The organism is Sphingomonas sp. CFBP 13714 (assembly GCF_014842205.1).
In the GTDB taxonomy this organism is placed as follows: Bacteria; Pseudomonadota; Alphaproteobacteria; order Sphingomonadales; family Sphingomonadaceae; genus Sphingomonas; species Sphingomonas aerolata.
The window spans coordinates 169,412-185,780 of the sequence record NZ_JACYVG010000006.1 but is presented as its reverse complement, the minus strand read 5'-3'; the positions used below and the strand labels follow the sequence as shown (position 1 = coordinate 185,780).

22 protein-coding genes and 1 tRNA gene are annotated in these 16,369 nt (G+C 64.0%); 20 read left to right on the top strand and 3 right to left on the bottom strand.

Annotation, left to right across the window (positions count from 1 at the left end; all coding sequences use genetic code 11):
- The first annotated feature begins 5 nt into the window (after positions 1-5).
- The 4 genes from IFT54_RS14960 to IFT54_RS14945 are packed head-to-tail and all read left to right on the top strand — an operon-like array spanning position 6 to position 3,824.
- Positions 6-926, top strand: a complete 921-nt coding sequence (locus IFT54_RS14960) for a glycosyltransferase family 2 protein (protein WP_192071217.1) — start codon at positions 6-8, stop codon at positions 924-926.
- A gap of 8 nt (positions 927-934) precedes the next feature.
- On the top strand, positions 935-1,996 hold the full coding sequence (locus IFT54_RS14955) for a glycosyltransferase (RefSeq protein WP_244649061.1): 1,062 nt from the start codon (positions 935-937) through the stop codon (positions 1,994-1,996).
- A complete protein-coding gene (locus IFT54_RS14950; protein WP_342354840.1) occupies positions 1,993-2,901 on the top strand; it encodes a polysaccharide pyruvyl transferase family protein in 909 nt (302 codons plus the stop codon). The genes IFT54_RS14955 and IFT54_RS14950 overlap by 4 nt, the downstream gene beginning before the upstream one ends.
- Entirely contained in the window at positions 2,898-3,824 is a 927-nt protein-coding gene (locus IFT54_RS14945) for a glycosyltransferase family 2 protein (RefSeq protein WP_192071214.1), read from the top strand. Before IFT54_RS14950 ends, IFT54_RS14945 begins: the two co-directional genes overlap by 4 nt.
- A 68-nt stretch (positions 3,825-3,892) precedes the next feature.
- Here the strand turns inward: IFT54_RS14945 and nusG are convergent, their stop codons facing one another.
- The 3 genes from nusG to IFT54_RS14930 form a co-directional block, all read right to left on the bottom strand.
- On the bottom strand, positions 3,893-4,429 hold the full coding sequence (nusG, locus tag IFT54_RS14940; RefSeq protein ID WP_031393771.1) for a transcription termination/antitermination protein NusG: 537 nt from the start codon (positions 4,427-4,429) through the stop codon (positions 3,893-3,895).
- 9 nt (positions 4,430-4,438) lie between these two features.
- Complete coding sequence (gene secE / locus IFT54_RS14935) at positions 4,439-4,636, bottom strand: preprotein translocase subunit SecE (protein ID WP_031393770.1); 198 nt, start codon at positions 4,634-4,636, stop codon at positions 4,439-4,441.
- 652 nt (positions 4,637-5,288) lie between these two features.
- A tRNA-Trp gene (locus IFT54_RS14930) sits at positions 5,289-5,365 on the bottom strand.
- A gap of 315 nt (positions 5,366-5,680) precedes the next feature.
- Between IFT54_RS14930 and rpsL the strand changes: the two genes are divergently transcribed.
- From rpsL to rpsQ, 16 genes are all read left to right on the top strand, one after another.
- Positions 5,681-6,052, top strand: coding sequence for a 30S ribosomal protein S12 (gene rpsL, locus IFT54_RS14925; protein WP_010164594.1), 372 nt, complete (start codon positions 5,681-5,683; stop codon positions 6,050-6,052).
- Positions 6,053-6,128: 76 nt separating this feature from the next.
- Positions 6,129-6,599, top strand: a complete 471-nt coding sequence (gene rpsG, locus IFT54_RS14920; protein ID WP_031393769.1) for a 30S ribosomal protein S7 — start codon at positions 6,129-6,131, stop codon at positions 6,597-6,599.
- A gap of 123 nt (positions 6,600-6,722) precedes the next feature.
- Complete coding sequence (fusA, locus tag IFT54_RS14915; RefSeq protein ID WP_192071213.1) at positions 6,723-8,819, top strand: elongation factor G; 2,097 nt, start codon at positions 6,723-6,725, stop codon at positions 8,817-8,819.
- Positions 8,820-8,925: 106 nt separating this feature from the next.
- Positions 8,926-10,119, top strand: coding sequence for an elongation factor Tu (tuf, locus tag IFT54_RS14910; protein ID WP_031393767.1), 1,194 nt, complete (start codon positions 8,926-8,928; stop codon positions 10,117-10,119).
- 171 nt (positions 10,120-10,290) lie between these two features.
- Complete coding sequence (locus tag IFT54_RS21025) at positions 10,291-10,689, top strand: GFA family protein (RefSeq protein WP_192071212.1); 399 nt, start codon at positions 10,291-10,293, stop codon at positions 10,687-10,689.
- Positions 10,690-10,913: 224 nt separating this feature from the next.
- A complete protein-coding gene (rpsJ, locus tag IFT54_RS14900; RefSeq protein ID WP_007406109.1) occupies positions 10,914-11,222 on the top strand; it encodes a 30S ribosomal protein S10 in 309 nt (102 codons plus the stop codon).
- A gap of 287 nt (positions 11,223-11,509) precedes the next feature.
- Positions 11,510-12,256, top strand: a complete 747-nt coding sequence (rplC, locus tag IFT54_RS14895; RefSeq protein ID WP_056406239.1) for a 50S ribosomal protein L3 — start codon at positions 11,510-11,512, stop codon at positions 12,254-12,256.
- A 2-nt stretch (positions 12,257-12,258) separates the two neighbouring features.
- Positions 12,259-12,885 carry a 50S ribosomal protein L4 gene (rplD, locus tag IFT54_RS14890; RefSeq protein WP_183936302.1) on the top strand — a complete coding sequence of 209 codons (627 nt, stop codon included), beginning with the start codon at positions 12,259-12,261 and terminating at the stop codon, positions 12,883-12,885.
- A complete protein-coding gene (locus IFT54_RS14885) occupies positions 12,878-13,192 on the top strand; it encodes a 50S ribosomal protein L23 (RefSeq protein WP_031393763.1) in 315 nt (104 codons plus the stop codon). The genes rplD and IFT54_RS14885 overlap by 8 nt, the downstream gene beginning before the upstream one ends.
- A gap of 4 nt (positions 13,193-13,196) precedes the next feature.
- Complete coding sequence (gene rplB, locus IFT54_RS14880) at positions 13,197-14,036, top strand: 50S ribosomal protein L2 (RefSeq protein WP_031393762.1); 840 nt, start codon at positions 13,197-13,199, stop codon at positions 14,034-14,036.
- Position 14,037: 1 nt separating this feature from the next.
- On the top strand, positions 14,038-14,313 hold the full coding sequence (gene rpsS / locus IFT54_RS14875) for a 30S ribosomal protein S19 (RefSeq protein WP_031393761.1): 276 nt from the start codon (positions 14,038-14,040) through the stop codon (positions 14,311-14,313).
- Positions 14,313-14,690 (top strand): 50S ribosomal protein L22, encoded by a 378-nt coding sequence (rplV, locus tag IFT54_RS14870; RefSeq protein ID WP_037529220.1) that lies wholly within the window; start codon positions 14,313-14,315, stop codon positions 14,688-14,690. Before rpsS ends, rplV begins: the two co-directional genes overlap by 1 nt.
- Positions 14,690-15,397: a 30S ribosomal protein S3 gene (rpsC, locus tag IFT54_RS14865; RefSeq protein WP_031393759.1), complete on the top strand. Its 708-nt coding sequence runs from the start codon at positions 14,690-14,692 to the stop codon at positions 15,395-15,397. Before rplV ends, rpsC begins: the two co-directional genes overlap by 1 nt.
- A 15-nt stretch (positions 15,398-15,412) precedes the next feature.
- On the top strand, positions 15,413-15,847 hold the full coding sequence (rplP, locus tag IFT54_RS14860) for a 50S ribosomal protein L16 (protein ID WP_031393758.1): 435 nt from the start codon (positions 15,413-15,415) through the stop codon (positions 15,845-15,847).
- A 4-nt stretch (positions 15,848-15,851) separates the two neighbouring features.
- Positions 15,852-16,058: a 50S ribosomal protein L29 gene (rpmC, locus tag IFT54_RS14855; protein ID WP_031393757.1), complete on the top strand. Its 207-nt coding sequence runs from the start codon at positions 15,852-15,854 to the stop codon at positions 16,056-16,058.
- Positions 16,059-16,068: 10 nt separating this feature from the next.
- On the top strand, positions 16,069-16,341 hold the full coding sequence (gene rpsQ / locus IFT54_RS14850; RefSeq protein ID WP_031393756.1) for a 30S ribosomal protein S17: 273 nt from the start codon (positions 16,069-16,071) through the stop codon (positions 16,339-16,341).
- The last annotated feature ends 28 nt before the right edge of the window (positions 16,342-16,369 follow it).

The window sequence follows — 16,369 nt, the reverse complement described above, 5'->3', positions numbered from 1 at the left end:
TGCCCATGTCCGCTATCTCGATCGTCACGCTGGCCAAGGGGCGGGCCGAGCATCTCTACAATCTGGTTTCGGGGCTCACGCGACAGACGACCCCGCCGCGCGAACTGATCGTCGCGGTGATGCAGGATGAGCCCTATGTCCTGCCCGAGACGGATTTTCCGGTCCGACAGCTGATGATCGCGGGCGAGGCGTTGCCGCTCGCCGCTGCGCGCAACTTGGCGGCGCGGACCGCGACGGGGGAGGGGCTGATCTTCCTCGACATGGACTGCATCCCGGCGCCGGGTCTCGTCGCGGACTATGCCGGGCACCTCGCGACCTATGACGGGTTGCTGATGGGCGAGGTGATGTACCTGCCGGGCGGCGCGACGAAGGGGGATTGGCGCAGCGAGGATTTCGCGGCAGTCGCGGTGCGGCATTCGGACCGGCGCGGACCACCCGCCGAGGGGATCGAGGCGTGCAACGACTATCGCTGTTTCTGGTCGCTCAACTTCGCGATGCGGCGTGCGACCTTCCTGGCGGTCGGCGGGTTCCACGAGGGCTATAACGGCTATGGTGGCGAGGATACCGATTTCGGCAAGGTGCTCGACACCGCGGGCGTGCCGATCGCGTGGATCAAGGGCGGGCTGGCGCATCATCAATATCATCCGCATCACATGCCGCCGGTCCATCATCTCGACAGCGTGATCCGTAATGCCGAGCTGTTCGAGGCGCGCTGGGGCTATCGGACAATGGGGCACTGGCTGCACGCGTTTCGGCTGATGGGGCTGATCGACGACCGGCCCGGCCAGCCGATCCGCGTGCTCCGCCGCCCCGATGACGCGGATCTCGCGCTGACCGGACAGCAGAGCCACCAGCCCTATGCCAATACGGCAAGCGTCATCCGCCTGCTGGAAGAGCGTGTCGCCGCGAGTGCCGCGGCGGCGTGAGGATCGCCTTGCTATCGCACGTCCGCCAGCGGATCGCGCAGCCGTTCATGGGCGGGATGGAATCGCACAGCTGGTATCTGGCGGAAGGGCTGCAGGCACGCGGCCACGACGTCGTGCTGTTCGCGAGCGGCGACAGCGACCCGCGCTTCGCGATCGATCCGGTGCTGCCCCAGCATTATGAGCGGGTGTTTCCCTGGGCCGAGCATCGCGGATCGGCGCCGCTGATCGCGCATGTCGACCAGGGCTATATCGCGGCGTGCGAGAGGATCGCGGCGGGCGGATTCGACGTGGTGCACAACAACAGCCTGAGCCGCTTCCCGATCGAGCCGCAGCGAACCGCGATCGTGCCGACCGTCACCTCGCTCCACGTGCCGCCCTATGACGCGCTGCACTGGTTCGTGAAGGCGAGCCCGTCGCCGACGCACCGGCTGACGGTGACGTCTCAATCACAGTTGCGCGCCTGGTGGCCCGACGGTGCGCCCGCCGAGGCGTCGGTGCTGCACAACGGCATCGACCCCGCGGCGTGGCGGTTCTCGGCCGCAGGGGACGGCAGCGCGATCTGGTCGGGACGGATGACGCCGAACAAGGGGCCGCATCTGGCGGTGCAGGCCGCGCGGCGCGCGGGTGTGGCGATCACGCTGTACGGACAGATAGAGGACCTGGATTATTGGGCGGCCGAGGTCGCGCCGCATCTGGGACCCGACGTTCGGTATGGCGGACATCTGGACGGCACGGCGCTGGCGTCGGCGCTCGGGCAGGCGTCGGTGTTCCTGTTCACGCCGTGCTGGGACGAGCCGTTCGGGCTGGTCGCGGCGGAGGCGATGGCGTGCGGCCTGCCAGTCGCCGCGTTCGACATGGGCGCGTCGCGCGAGGTCGTGGGCGAGGCGGGGTGTCTCGCTGGGCCGGGCGACGTCGCGGGGCTGGCGGCGGCGATCCCTGCGGCGATGGCGATTCCGCGCGATGTGCCGCGCGCTCGGGTCGAACGGCTGTTCACGCGCGACCGCTGGCTTGACCGGTGCGAGGCACTCTATGCCGAGGTATGCGCGGCCAAGGCGGAGATGGTCGCGTGACGGTATCTGCACGGATACGGGGCGATGACGTCATCGCGGCGCAGCAGGAGGCGCTGGCGGCGCTGTACCGGCAGCATGTCGGGCAAGGCAACCGCTATGCGCTGCTCGACTTTCCCGATCACGCCAATGTCGGCGACAGCGCGATCTGGCTGGGCGAGATCGCCATGCTCCGCGCGATCACCGGGCGCGATCCCGATCATGTCTGTACCTGGGACGCGTTCGACGCGGACGCGTTTCGCCGCGACAGTCCGACGGGCGTCGTCTTCCTGCACGGTGGCGGCAATCTGGGCGATATCTGGCCGCATCATCAGCATTTCCGCGAGGCTATGCTGGCGGAGTTTCGCGACCGGACGATCGTCCAGCTGCCGCAGTCGATCCATTTCCGCGCTGGCGAGGGGCTCGACCGCTTCGCCGCCTGCGTCGCCGCGCACCCCGATTTCCACCTCTATGTCCGCGATGCGCAGAGCCTCGACCTCGCACAGCGGTTGTCCTGCCCGGTCGCGCTCGCGCCCGATTCCGCGTTCGCGCTGGGGGCGCAGCCGCGTGGGCCGGCGGATTGCGACCTGCTGATGCTGATGCGGACCGATGACGAGCGCGTGGCGGGGGATCGCGGGACGGTGCCGGAGGGGGCGGTGGTGCTCGACTGGCTCGAGGACGGCGTGCTGCCGGTGTGGGGGGCGGGGGGGCCGCGTCATGCACACTATGAGCGACTGGCCCGTGCGCGGGTCGCGCGCGGGCTGACGCTCCTGTCGCGCGGGCGGCAGATCGTCACCGACCGGCTGCACGCGCATATTCTCGCGCTGCTGCTGGGCATCCCGCACGTCGCGCTCGACAATGATTATGGCAAGCTGTCCGCCTATATCGCGGCCTGGACCGCGCGATCGCCGCTGCTGCTGCGCGGATGATCGACGTCAGTCTGCTGATCTGCACGCGCGACCGGGGGGCGTCGCTGTCGCGCACGCTCGACTCGGTGACGCGCGCGGTCGGCGTTGCGGGGGACGTGGCGGTCGAGATGGTGGTCGTCGACAACGGGTCGCGCGACGACACCGCGGCACGGCTGGCGGCCTGGCAGGAGGAGCAGGCGTTTCCCGTGATGCTGCTGGCCGAGCCGCGCGCGGGGCTGGCGCGGGCGCGCAATCTGGGGCTGGCGCATGTCCGCGGGCGGATCGTCGCGATGACCGACGACGATTGCGTGCTCAAGCCGGACTATCTGGTCGCGCTGGTCCGCCGGTTTGCCGGGGTCGCGACGCCGACGATCGTCGGCGGGCGGATCCTGCCGGGCGATGCCGCCGACCTGCCGGTGACGCTGAAGCTCGAGGATCATCCGATGGAGCCGGTGCCGGGCGCGTTTCCCGGCGGGTTCGTGATGGGCGCGAACCTTGCCTTCACGCGCGACGTCATCGCGCGCACGGGCCGGTTCGATACGCGGTTCGGCGCCGGCGCGCGGTTCGTGGCGGCGGAGGATACCGATTTCCTGTTCCGCGCGATCGCGGCCGGGGTGGTCGTGGCCTATGACCCCTATTTCGCCGTCGAGCATCATCATGGGCGCTGCCGGCCCGATCAGGTGATCGCGCTGCTCGCGGGCTATGGCTATGGCGACGGCGCGCTCTACGCCAAGCATATCCTAACCGACCGGCGAATCCTGGGCGCGATCCGCCGCGACCTTGGCGACGCGCTCGGCGAGATCCGCGCGGGGACGCGGCCCTTTCCCTATATCCGGCGCTTCCACAGTTTCCGCCTGCGCCACATGCTGCGCGGCTTTCTCGCTTATGCCGGGCACGGGCTTACCGCTCGGGTACGGCTCTCAAACGCACACGAAAAGGCCTGATGCCGCGGCGTCGCAGCATCAGGCCTATGATCGATTGTCCAGACCGAGCCCGCAGGCTCAGGCGGTGATTACTTGGATCGCTCGACCTGCTCGAATTCGAGCTCGACCGGGGTGGCGCGACCGAAGATCGACACCGACACCTTGACGCGGCTGCGGTCGAAATCGAGTTCCTCGACCAGACCGTTGAAGCTCGCGAACGGACCGTCGAGCACCTTGACCTGATCGCCGATCTCGTAGTCGACCTTGACCTTCTGCTTGGGAGCGGCCGCGGCCTCTTCCTTGCTGTTGAGCATCCGCGTGGCTTCTGCCTCGCTGATCGCCTGCGGCTTGCCCATGCTGCCGAGGAAGCCGGTCACCTTGGGGGTGTTCTTGACGAGGTGATAGACGTCGTCGTTCATGTTCAGCTTGGCGAGCACATAGCCCGGCATGAACTTGCGTTCGACCGCGATCTTCTTGCCGCGACGGGCCTCGGTGATCGTCTCGGTGGGGACTTCGATCTGCTCGACGAGCTGCTCGAGACCCATACGGGTCGCCTCTGCCATGATCGAGTCGCGGACCTTGCCCTCGAAGCCCGAATAGGCGTGAATGATGTACCAGCGCGCCATGTGCGGACCTTATTGAGCGAGTTTCAGAAGGGCGGTGACGATCGCCTGAAGGATCGAGTCGACGCCGAAGAAGAAGAGCGCGAGGATCGTCGTCATGATGACGACCATCACCCCGGTCATGATCGTCTCGCGACGCGTCGGCCACGTAACCTTCGAGGTTTCGGTGCGGACCTGCCGGATGAATTCGAGTGGGGACGTTTTAGCCACGGTGCTGTTCGAACCCGCCTGATGGAGACATGAAAAGAAGCGAGGCATAGACCCATAACCCGCTCCCTGTGAAGGGTCGCCCCGTCAATAGGGCCCCGTCAAAGGGCCCCGTCAAAGGGGTGGGGCATGCGTCCGTCTCGCTGTCGGATGGCGGCGCAGATAGCTTCCGCGCCGACGGAACGCAAGGGGCGGGGCGGCAGCGTCCGCCGGGCGGCCCTGTGATGGCCCGACTCGGCAGCGCGTACGCCGCGATGCACCAGCCTTTCGCACACAGTTAAAAGCATAAGGGGAAGCGTAGGAGGCGGGACCGGAAGGCGCGGGGGCGGGCGTTTGCGCCCTCTCCCCCGCCGGCCGTCAACCGGTGCCGGTCTTGCCGGCGGCGCCTCTCCTGCGTTTCTGTTATGTTTGCCGGCGTGACGGACCGTCATCGGTATATCAGCGCGCAGGCCAAAAAAAAGGCCGGTCAAAGACCGGCCGTAAAAGTTTTAGGAGAGGATGCCTGAAAGGCACAGTCGTTGTGCATCGCAGCAGCGAATTTCACAACTGCGCAAATTGCATTATGAAATGCGTTTTATGCAATCGTGACAGGCGCAGTACGTCGGCCGCTGACCAATGGGTCACGGCAGCTGTCGATCGGCGATGTGGGAAGATCTGGCAGGAGTGCTCGGATTCGAACCGAGGGCCTTCGGTTTTGGAGACCGACGCTCTAACCAACTGAGCTACACTCCTGTGCGGTGGCGGGCTCTAGCGCTATGTCCGCGGCAGGGCAAGCACCTGTTCATGCCCGATGCACGATTGTGAAACGTGCAACCAATCCGGCGTCGGGTTCGGGGCAGGGTGGGGTGATCCCCGTGTTGACCGCGGCTGACTCCTGACCTATAGGCGCGCCCTGTTCTTCGGGAGTCTTTCCCGCCGGGCATGCTTGAACATTGCTGGATGCATTCCAGGACCTGAGGAGCGTTTTGCGCTTCCTAGGGTCCTTTTTGTATTCTCAGGCGCCTCAACGGCTCCAGCAAAGTAACCATTTGAAAGGTGAAGGCTTCAATGCCGACGATCAACCAGCTGGTCCGCAAGGGCCGCGATCCGCAGAAGGCCAAGTCGAAGGTCCCTGCGATGGAAGCCAACCCGCAGAAGCGCGGCGTTTGCACCCGCGTCTACACGACGACCCCGAAGAAGCCGAACTCGGCTCTGCGCAAGGTGGCCAAGGTTCGCCTGACCAACCAGCGCGAAGTCATCAGCTACATCCCGGGCGAGGGCCACAATCTTCAGGAGCATTCGGTTGTCCTGATCCGTGGCGGTCGTGTCCGCGATCTTCCCGGTGTTCGCTATCACGTCCTGCGCGGCGTGCTCGATACACAGGGTGTGAAGGACCGGCGTCAGTCGCGTTCCAAGTACGGCGCCAAGCGTCCGAAGTAAGCCGATCAATGCCAACCGACGCAAGTCGGCACTGGTATGTTTGATCACACAGGCTGAAGTTTAGAAGGAATATAAAATGGCACGTCGTCGTCGTCCCGAAAAGCGGGTCATCCTGCCTGATCCCAAGTTCGGGGATGAGGTTCTGTCGAAGTTTATGAACAGCGTCATGCTGGACGGCAAGAAGTCCGTCGCAGAGCTGATCGTGTACGGTGCATTCGAAACCGTCGAGAGCCGCGCCAAGCGCGACCCGATCGGCGTTTTCCACGATGCGCTGAACAACGTGAAGCCGGGCATCGAAGTCCGTTCGCGTCGCGTCGGTGGTGCAACCTACCAGGTTCCCGTCGAAGTGCGTCCCGAGCGTGCACAGGCGCTGGCGATCCGCTGGCTGATCGGTGCGGCTCGTTCGCGCAGCGAGAACACGATGGCCGCACGGCTGTCGGGCGAGCTGATGGACGCGGCCAACAACCGCGGCAACGCGGTCAAGAAGCGCGAAGACACGCACCGGATGGCAGAAGCCAACCGTGCATTCTCGCACTACCGCTGGTAACAGCGGGCTTCGAAGCCTAGCATTGGTAACCGTGTCACGGGCGGTCTTTCGCCCGTAACGCAAACACCTATATATTGGGGAGCCGGCACGTTCGGCTCCCCATATCCTTAAGGAAGCACGATCATGGCCCGCAGCCATCCGCTCGACCGTTACCGCAACATCGGCATCATGGCGCACATCGACGCCGGCAAGACGACGACGACCGAGCGCATCCTCTATTACACCGGCAAGTCCTACAAGATCGGCGAAGTGCATGAAGGCACCGCGACGATGGACTGGATGGAGCAGGAGCAGGAGCGCGGGATCACGATCACGTCGGCTGCAACCACCTGCAAGTGGCGCGCCGAAGAAGGTAAGGGTGAAGAGCACCTTATCAACATCATCGACACCCCGGGCCACGTCGATTTCACGATCGAAGTCGAGCGTTCGCTGCGCGTCCTCGACGGCGCGGTCGCGTGCTTCGACGGCGTTGCCGGCGTCGAGCCGCAGTCCGAGACCGTGTGGCGTCAGGCCGACAAGTACGGCGTGCCGCGCATGTGCTTCGTCAACAAGCTCGACCGCACCGGTGCCGACTTCTACTTCTGCGTTGACTCGATCATCGAGCGTCTCGGCGCGCGTCCGGCGGTGCTGTACCTGCCGATCGGCATGGAAGGCGGCTTCAAGGGCCTGGTCGACCTCGTCGAGAACCGCGCGATCATCTGGCTCGAAGAGAGCCTGGGCGCGAAGTTCGAATATCAGGACATCCCGGCCGACATGGCCGACAAGGCCGCGAAGTATCGCAGCGACCTGATCGAGATGGCTGTCGAGCAGGACGATGCCCTGATGGAAGCCTATCTCGAGGGTAACGAGCCGAGCGTCGCCGACCTCAAGAAGCTGATCCGCAAGGGTACACTCAGCATGGCGTTCGTGCCGGTGGTCTGCGGTTCGGCGTTCAAGAACAAGGGCGTCCAGCCCCTGCTCGACGCCGTCGTCGACTATCTGCCTTCGCCGCTCGACGTTCCCGCGATTCAGGGTCTGAAGCTCGACGGCGTGACGCCGGACGAGCGTCCTTCGTCGGACGACGTCCCCTTCTCGGCGCTGGCGTTCAAGATCATGAACGATCCGTTCGTCGGCACGCTGACCTTCGCCCGCATCTATTCGGGCAAGCTGGAGACCGCATCGCAGGTCACCAACTCGGTCAAGGACAAGAAGGAAAAGGTCGGCCGCATGCTGCTCATGCATGCGAACAGCCGTGAGGACATCCAGGAAGCGTTTGCTGGCGACATCGTTGCTCTCGCAGGCCTCAAGGACACCACCACGGGCGACACGCTCTGCGCGATGAACGCACCGATCATCCTCGAGCGGATGGAATTCCCCGAGCCCGTGATCGAGCTGTCGGTGGAGCCGAAGACCAAGGCCGACCAGGAGAAGATGGGCGTCGCGCTCAATCGTCTCGCACGCGAGGATCCGTCGTTCCGCGTGTCGTCGGACCCCGAGTCGGGCCAGACCATTATCAAGGGCATGGGCGAACTCCATCTCGAGATCCTGGTCGACCGCATGAAGCGTGAGTTCAAGGTCGAGGCCAATGTCGGCGCTCCTCAGGTCGCGTATCGCGAATATCTGAAGAAGCCGGTCGACGTCGACTACACGCACAAGAAGCAGTCGGGCGGTACGGGCCAGTTCGGGCGCGTGAAGGTCAAGGTCACGCCGGGCGAGCGCGGTTCGGGCATCACGTTCAAGGACGAGATCAAGGGCGGCAACATTCCGAAGGAATATCTGCCCGCGATCGAGAAGGGCTTCCGCGAGACCGCCGCGTCGGGTTCGCTGGTCGGCTTCCCGATCATCGATTTCGAGATCGTGCTGTATGACGGCGCGTATCACGACGTCGACTCGTCGGCTCTGGCGTTCGAAATCTGTGCACGTGGCGCAATGCGCGAAGTCGCGCAGAAGTCGGGCATCACGCTGCTCGAGCCGGTCATGAAGGTTGAGGTCGTCACCCCGGAGGACTATCTGGGCGACGTCATCGGCGACATGAACAGCCGTCGTGGCCAGATCCAGGGCACCGACAGCCGCGGCAACGCGCAGACGGTCGAGGCGATGGTGCCGCTGGCCAACATGTTCGGCTATGTGAACTCGCTCCGCTCGTTCACGCAGGGCCGCGCGCAATACTCGATGCAGTTCTCGCATTATGATGAAGTGCCGCAGAACGTCGCTGACGAGGTGAAGGCGAAACTGGCCTAACCCTTTAAGGGGGTAGGGCTAGCGTCAGGCTTTAACAGCCGCTATGGGGCCGCGTTCGCGCGGTTCCCGGTGTGGCACCGGAATACGAATCAGAAGGTAGGAAACAATGGCCAAGGCAAAATTTGAGCGGAACAAGCCGCATCTCAACATCGGCACCATCGGTCACGTCGATCATGGCAAGACGTCGCTCACCGCTGCGATCACGAAGGTTCTGGCAGAGACGACCGGCGGTACCGCTGTCGACTTCGCAAACATCGACAAGGCTCCCGAGGAGCGCGAGCGCGGCATCACGATCTCGACCGCACACGTCGAGTACGAGACGGCCAACCGTCACTACGCACACGTCGATTGCCCGGGCCACGCCGATTATGTGAAGAACATGATCACCGGCGCAGCCCAGATGGACGGCGCGATCCTCGTCGTTTCGGCGACCGATGGCCCGATGCCGCAGACCCGTGAGCACATCCTGCTCGCACGCCAGGTCGGCGTGCCTGCCATGGTCGTGTTCATGAACAAGGTCGATCTGGTCGACGACGAGGAAATCCTCGAGCTGGTCGAGATGGAAATCCGCGAGCTGCTCAGCTCGTACGACTTCCCGGGCGATGACATCCCCGTCATCAAGGGTTCGGCAACCTGCGCGCTGTCGGGTTCGAACCAGAAGCTCGGTGCCGACGCCGTCACCGAGCTGATGCAGGCTGTCGACGACTACATCCCGCAGCCCGAGCGTCCGCTCGACAAGCCGTTCATGATGCCGATCGAGGACGTGTTCTCGATCTCGGGTCGTGGTACGGTCGTCACCGGCCGCGTCGAGACCGGCATCGTCAAGGTTGGCGAGGAAGTCGAGATCGTCGGTATCCACCCGACCGTTCGCAAGACGACCGTCACGGGCGTCGAGATGTTCCGCAAGCTGCTCGACCAGGGCCAGGCTGGCGATAACGTCGGCGCGCTGATCCGCGGCGTTGCACGCGACGAAGTCGAGCGTGGCCAGGTGCTCTGCAAGCCAGGCACGATCAAGCCGCACACCGACTTCAACTCGGAAGTGTACGTGCTGTCGAAGGAAGAGGGTGGCCGTCACACGCCGTTCTTCGCCAACTACCGCCCGCAGTTCTACTTCCGTACGACGGACGTGACCGGCACCGTCGAGCTGCCTGAGGGCACCGAGATGGTCATGCCAGGCGACAACGTGTCGCTCGGCATCAAGCTGATCGCACCGATCGCCATGGACGTGGGCCAGCGCTTCACGATCCGCGAAGGCGGCCGTACCGTCGGTGCAGGCGTCGTCAGCCAGATCGACAAGTAAGCATCCTCTCCTTCGGGAGATGATTGAAAAGAGCCCGGCTTCTCGCGAGAGAGGCTGGGCTTTTTCGTGTTCGGGGGCGGCCGCAGCATCGCCAAAGCGTTGGGCGGCGAGCAGGCAATCGCCAGGGTCCGTCGAGCGGCTAGATTAGGCACGTCAAAGGGGGCGGGGCTTATGCGTGCGCAATGTCAGTGCGGCCAACTCACGGTCGAGCTTCCGGGGCCATCGCCTGCCGTGGTGGCATGTCACTGCATCGCCTGTCAGCGCCGAAGCGGATCGCCCTTTGGTGTTCTCGCCTATTATCCCGGGGACTTGCTCACTGTCGCCGGTGAGGGCAAGCGGTTTGAGCGAGCGACGGACGAAGGCAATCGCTTGGAGGCGGTCTTGTGTCCAGAGTGCGGGTCAACGGTCTATGCGAGGACTGCCAAGCACCCGTCGATGATCGGGGTCGCCGTGGGCGCGATTGCCGATCCTGCTTTCCCAGCTCCCGTTCGCTCTGTCTGGGAGGAATCGATGCATCACTGGGTGACCTTGCCAGGTGAAGTACAGCATTCCGCCAAGGGACGCGTGTAGGCGTCGGTTATCCGGCTGATCGAGCGCCCGCCCTAGGTCGAGGTAGTGCCAAAGGGGTCGGGTGGGGGTAGTCACGAGCCTATCGCCGCCGCGAGGGGGCGGCCTAAAATCGTCGTCGCGCTAGTTGCCTTTTCGGCGACTCTCCCGTAATGGCCCGCCTTCGGTTTAAACATCAACCAGCAAGAGCCCGGAAACGGGCCCGCTCTTTCGCATCGGTAGGGACTATGGACAGCAATATCCGCATTCGTCTGAAGGCGTTCGATCACCGCGTGCTCGATCAGGCCACCGGCGACATCGCCGACACCGCACGCCGCACCGGCGCGCTCATCCGCGGTCCGATTCCCCTTCCGACGCGCATCGAAAAATTCACCGTGAACCGCGGCCCGCACATCGACAAGAAGTCGCGCGAGCAGTTCGAGGTGCGCACGTACAAGCGTATGCTGGATATCGTCCAGCCGACGCCGCAGACGGTCGATGCGCTGATGAAGCTGGACCTCGCCGCTGGCGTTGACGTCGAGATCAAGCTCGCCTAAGGGCGAGCGCGGCGCGGTCGACCGGTAACGGTCCCGCGCCGTTCGACATTGGGATACCGCCGTCGGTGCAAACCGACGGGGCAGCGTCCCCCGTCACGTTCCTGCGTTAGCAGGAACACCAGCCCGGGACGGGGCGCGTTTCGTATTTACCGGGTTGATCCGACTCCATTCAGGGCTTTTGCCGGGGATGGGGTCAGGTGGATGCATCAAGGAGCTTGCTCCGGACATGGTCCGCAAGCCCCTGAGGAATAGTCCGACGGGGCCTCTGTCTAGGAAGGGACAAGATCATGCGTACTGGCGTGATCGCGAAGAAAATGGGGATGACCCGCCTGTTCCAGGAAGATGGTCGGCACGTGCCGGTCACCGTTCTGGCACTCGAAGGCAATCAGGTCATTTCCGTTCGCGAAATGGATCGTGATGGCTACACGGCCGTCCAGCTTGGTGCAGGCGTTGCCAAGTCGAAGAATGTCGCAAAGCCGCAGCGCGGCCATTTCGGCAAGGCCGAAGTGGAGCCCAAGGCTGTCGTCCATGAGTTCCGTGTGAACGCAGACGGCCTGCTCGACGTTGGCGCCGAGATCTCGGCCGACCATTATGTCGCAGGCCAGATCGTCGATATCCAGGGCAAGACCCAGGGTAAGGGCTTCCAGGGCGGCATGAAGCGTTGGGGCTTCGGCGGTCTGCGGGCAACCCACGGCGTGTCGGTCTCGCACCGCTCGCTCGGTTCGACCGGTCAGCGCCAGGATCCGGGCAAGGTCTTCAAGAACAAGAAGATGGCCGGCCACATGGGCGACAAGTATCGCACCCAGCAGAACCTCGAGATCGTATCGACCGACGTCGAGCGTGGTCTCCTGTTCGTCAAGGGTTCGGTTCCTGGCTCCAAGGGCGGCTGGCTCTTCGTCAAGGACTCGGTGAAGGTCGCGCGCCACGCCGACGCACCGTTCCCCGCCGGTCTCAAGACCGCCAACAGCAACACCGCAGCAGACACGCCGGCCGAAACGACCGACGCACCTGCAGCCGACGGCCAGGAGGGCTGAGCGTGAAGATCAAGCTTTCATCTTTCGCCGGCACCGAGGGCGCGGACATCGAGCTCAACGACGAGATCTTCGGTCTCGATCCGCGCGCCGACATCCTGCACCGTGTGGTCACTTGGCAGCTCGAGAAGCGTCGCGAGACGGCTCGTGGCACCCGTGAGCGCGCAGACGTCGCTCGCACCGGCAAGAAGTTCGGTCGCCAGAAGGGCGGCGGTACGGCACGTCACGGCGATCGCCGCGCGCCCGTGTTCATCGGTGGTGGTAAGGCACACGGCGCTCGCGTCCGTGACTTCAACCCGTCGCTGAACAAGAAGGTTCGCTCGCTCGGCCTGCGCATGGCGCTCAGCAGCCACGCCAAGGCGGGTTCGCTGGTCATCATGGACAGCCTGGCTGTCGAGGGTGGCAAGACCAAGACGCTGCAGGGCGATCTCGCCAAGCTCGGCTTCGGCAAGCGTGCGCTCGTCATCGACGGCGACATGGTCGACACCAGCTTCGCATTCGCTGCGGGCAACCTGTACGAAGTGAACGTGATGCCGGCAGCCGGCGCGAACGTTTACGACATCCTGAAGCATGACACGCTGGTGCTGACGCGCGCCGCTGTCGAAAAGCTGGAGGCGCGCTTCCATGGCTAAGAAGCAGAAGGCGGGCATCGATAATCGTCACTACGACGTTATCCTCGCCCCGCACATCACCGAGAAGACGACGACCCTGTCGGAGCACAACGCGGTGGTGTTCAAGGTGTCCAACGACGCCACGAAGCCCGAGATCAAGGCGGCCGTAGAGGCGTTGTTCGACGTGAACGTCGTCGGCGTGAACACGCTCGTCCAGAAGGGCAAGACCAAGAAGTGGAAGGGCACGAACTACTCGCGCTCGGACATGAAAAAGGCAATCGTGACGTTGAAGGACGGTCAGTCCATCGACGTGACGACGGGGATCTGAGGCCATGGCACTCAAGCATTATAATCCGACATCGCCGGCACGCCGCGGTCTCATCCTGGTCGACAAGTCGTCGCTCTGGAAGGGCAAGCCCGTCAAGGCGCTGACCGAAGGCAAGCACAAGACCGGCGGTCGTAACAACAAGGGTCATGTGACCTCGCGCGGCATCGCCGGTGGTCACAAGCAGAAGTACCGCTACATCGACTTCAAGCGTCGCAAGTGGGACGTCGAAGGCACTGTCGAGCGGATCGAGTATGATCCCAACCGCACCGCGTTCATCGCCCTGGTCAAATACCCGGACGAAGAGCTTGCCTATATCCTGGCGCCGCAGCGTCTGGCCGTTGGCGACAAGGTCCTCGCGGCCAAGAAGACCGACGTGAAGCCAGGCAATGCCATGGAACTCGGTCAGATGCCGGTCGGCACCATCGTCCACAACGTGGAGATGAAGCCGATGAAGGGTGGCCAGATCGCCCGTTCGGCCGGCACGTATGTGCAGGTCGTCGGTCGCGACAAGGGCATGGTGATGGTCCGCCTGAACTCGGGCGAGCAGCGCTACATCCGCAGCGATTGCATGGCGACGGTTGGCGCGGTTTCGAACCCCGACAACCAGAACCAGAACCTGGGCAAGGCAGGGCGTTCGCGCTGGCTTGGTATTCGTCCGCTGACGCGCGGCGTCGCCAAGAACCCGGTCGACCATCCGCACGGCGGTGGTGAAGGCCGCACCTCGGGTGGCCGTCATCCGGTCACGCCGTGGGGCAAGCCGACGAAGGGTGCGCGCACGCGTCACAACAAATCGACCGACAAGATGATCATCCGGTCGCGTCATTCGACGAAGAGGAAGGGCTAACATGGCTCGTTCAGTCTGGAAGGGTCCGTTCGTGGACCTTCATCTGCTCAAGAAGGCAGAAACCGCCCAGGACACCAACGCGCGTTCGCCGATCAAGACCTGGTCGCGTCGCTCGACGATCCTGCCGTCGTTCGTGGGCCTCACGTTCAACGTCTATAACGGCCGCAAGTTCGTGCCGGTCTCGGTCAACGAGGACATGGTCGGGATGAAGCTGGGCGAGTTCGCGCCCACGCGCTACTTCCCCGGCCACTCCGCCGACAAGAAGGGCAAGCGCTGATGTCTAAGCAAGTCAGCCCGCGCAAGGTCGCGGACAACGAGGCGCTTTCGGTCGGTACGCAGATCCGCGGTTCCGCACAGAAGCTCGGCCTCGTGGCTGCGCTCATCCGTGGCAAGAAGGTCGGCGATGCGATGAACATCCTCGCCTTCTCGACCAAGGGCATGGCGATCGAAGCCCGCAAGGTGCTGGCTTCGGCCATCGCCAATGCGGAGAACAACCACAACCTCGACGTCGACTCGCTGGTCGTCGCCGAGGCATCGGTTGGCAAGTCGATCACGATGAAGCGCTTCGCGACTCGCGGCCGCGGCAAGTCGACCCGCATCCTCAAGCCATTCAGCCGTCTGCGCATCGTCGTGCGCGAGCAGGAAGAAGCATAATGGGTCAGAAGAGCAACCCCATCGGTCTGCGTCTGCAGATCAACCGTACCTGGGATAGCCGCTGGTACGCCGAAGGCGCCGACTATGGTCGGCTCCTGCTCGAGGATCTCAAGATCCGCGCATATATCATGAAGACGCTGCCGCAGGCCGCGATCTCCAAGGTTGTGATCGAGCGTCCGGCCAAGCTGGCCCGCATCTCCATCTTCGCTGCACGCCCCGGCGTGATCATCGGCAAGAAGGGTGCGGACATCGAGAAGCTGCGTTCGACGATCGGCAAGATGACGTCGTCGACCGTGTCGCTGAACATCGTCGAGATCCGCAAGCCGGAAGTCGATGCGCGTCTCGTCGCGCAGGGCATCGCCGATCAGCTCGAGCGTCGTATCGCTTTCCGTCGCGCCATGAAGCGTGCGGTTCAGTCGGCGATGCGTCTCGGTGCCGAAGGCATCCGCGTAAACTGCGGCGGCCGTCTCGGCGGCGCCGAGATCGCACGGTCGGAGAGCTATCGTGAGGGTCGGGTTCCGTTGCACACGCTGCGCGCGAACATTGATTATGCCGAGGCTACGGCGCACACGTCTTACGGCGTTTGCGGCGTGAAGGTCTGGGTCTTCAAGGGCGAGATTCTCGGCAACGATCCGACGTCGTACGACCGCATCATGATGGAGGCTCAGACCTCCGGCGTGCGGCCGCAGCGCGACGATCGTCGCTAAGGGGCAGGAACAGACATGCTGCAACCAAAAAAGACCAAGTTCCGGAAGGCCTTCAAGGGCAAGATTTCGGGCGACGCCAAGAGTGGCTTCTCGCTCAATTTCGGCTCCTACGGCCTGAAGGCCATGGAGCCCGACCGGATCACCGCACGTCAGATCGAGGCGGCCCGCCGCGCGATCACGCGTCACATGAAGCGCCAGGGGCGTTTGTGGATCCGCATTTTCCCAGACCTTCCGGTCTCGGGAAAGCCAGCCGAAGTCCGCATGGGTAAGGGCAAGGGCGCGCCGGAATATTGGGCCGCTCGAGTCAAGCCGGGTCGGATCCTGTTCGAGCTCGACGGCGTCGACGGCAAGATCGCCGCCGAGGCGTTCGAGCGGGCGGCCATGAAGCTGCCGATCAAGGTAAAGGTCGTTGCCCGCCTGGGCGACACCTCGCATCTGGGAGGCGAGTAAGATCATGGCTCGTATCGACGACATGAAGGCCAAGAGCGACGACCAGCTGTCGGAGTCGCTTGGCGAACTGAAGCGCGAGCAGTTCAACCTGCGCTTCCAGGCCGCCACGAACCAGCTCGAAAAGCCGAGCCGCGTTCGTGAGGTCCGCCGCGACATCGCTCGCATCAAGACCCTGCAGGCTCAGCGCACCAGCGCTGACGCCGCGAAGTAAGGAACACATCATGCCGAAGCGCGTGCTGACCGGTCTGGTCGTGTCCGACAAGGGCGACAAGACGGTGGTCGTGAACGTCGAGCGTAAGGTGAAGCACCCGCTCTACGGGAAGATCATCCGTCGCTCGAAGAAGTATCATGCTCATGACGAGAGCAACGAGTTCAAGCAGGGTGAGACCGTGCGGATCGAAGAGACCGCACCGATCTCCAAGTTGAAGACCTGGAAGGTGATCGAGCGGGTCAACACCCACGCGACGCCGGAGCGGGCTTCGGCCGAGGGCTGAATCAAACATGAGGGCAGGGGGGCAACTC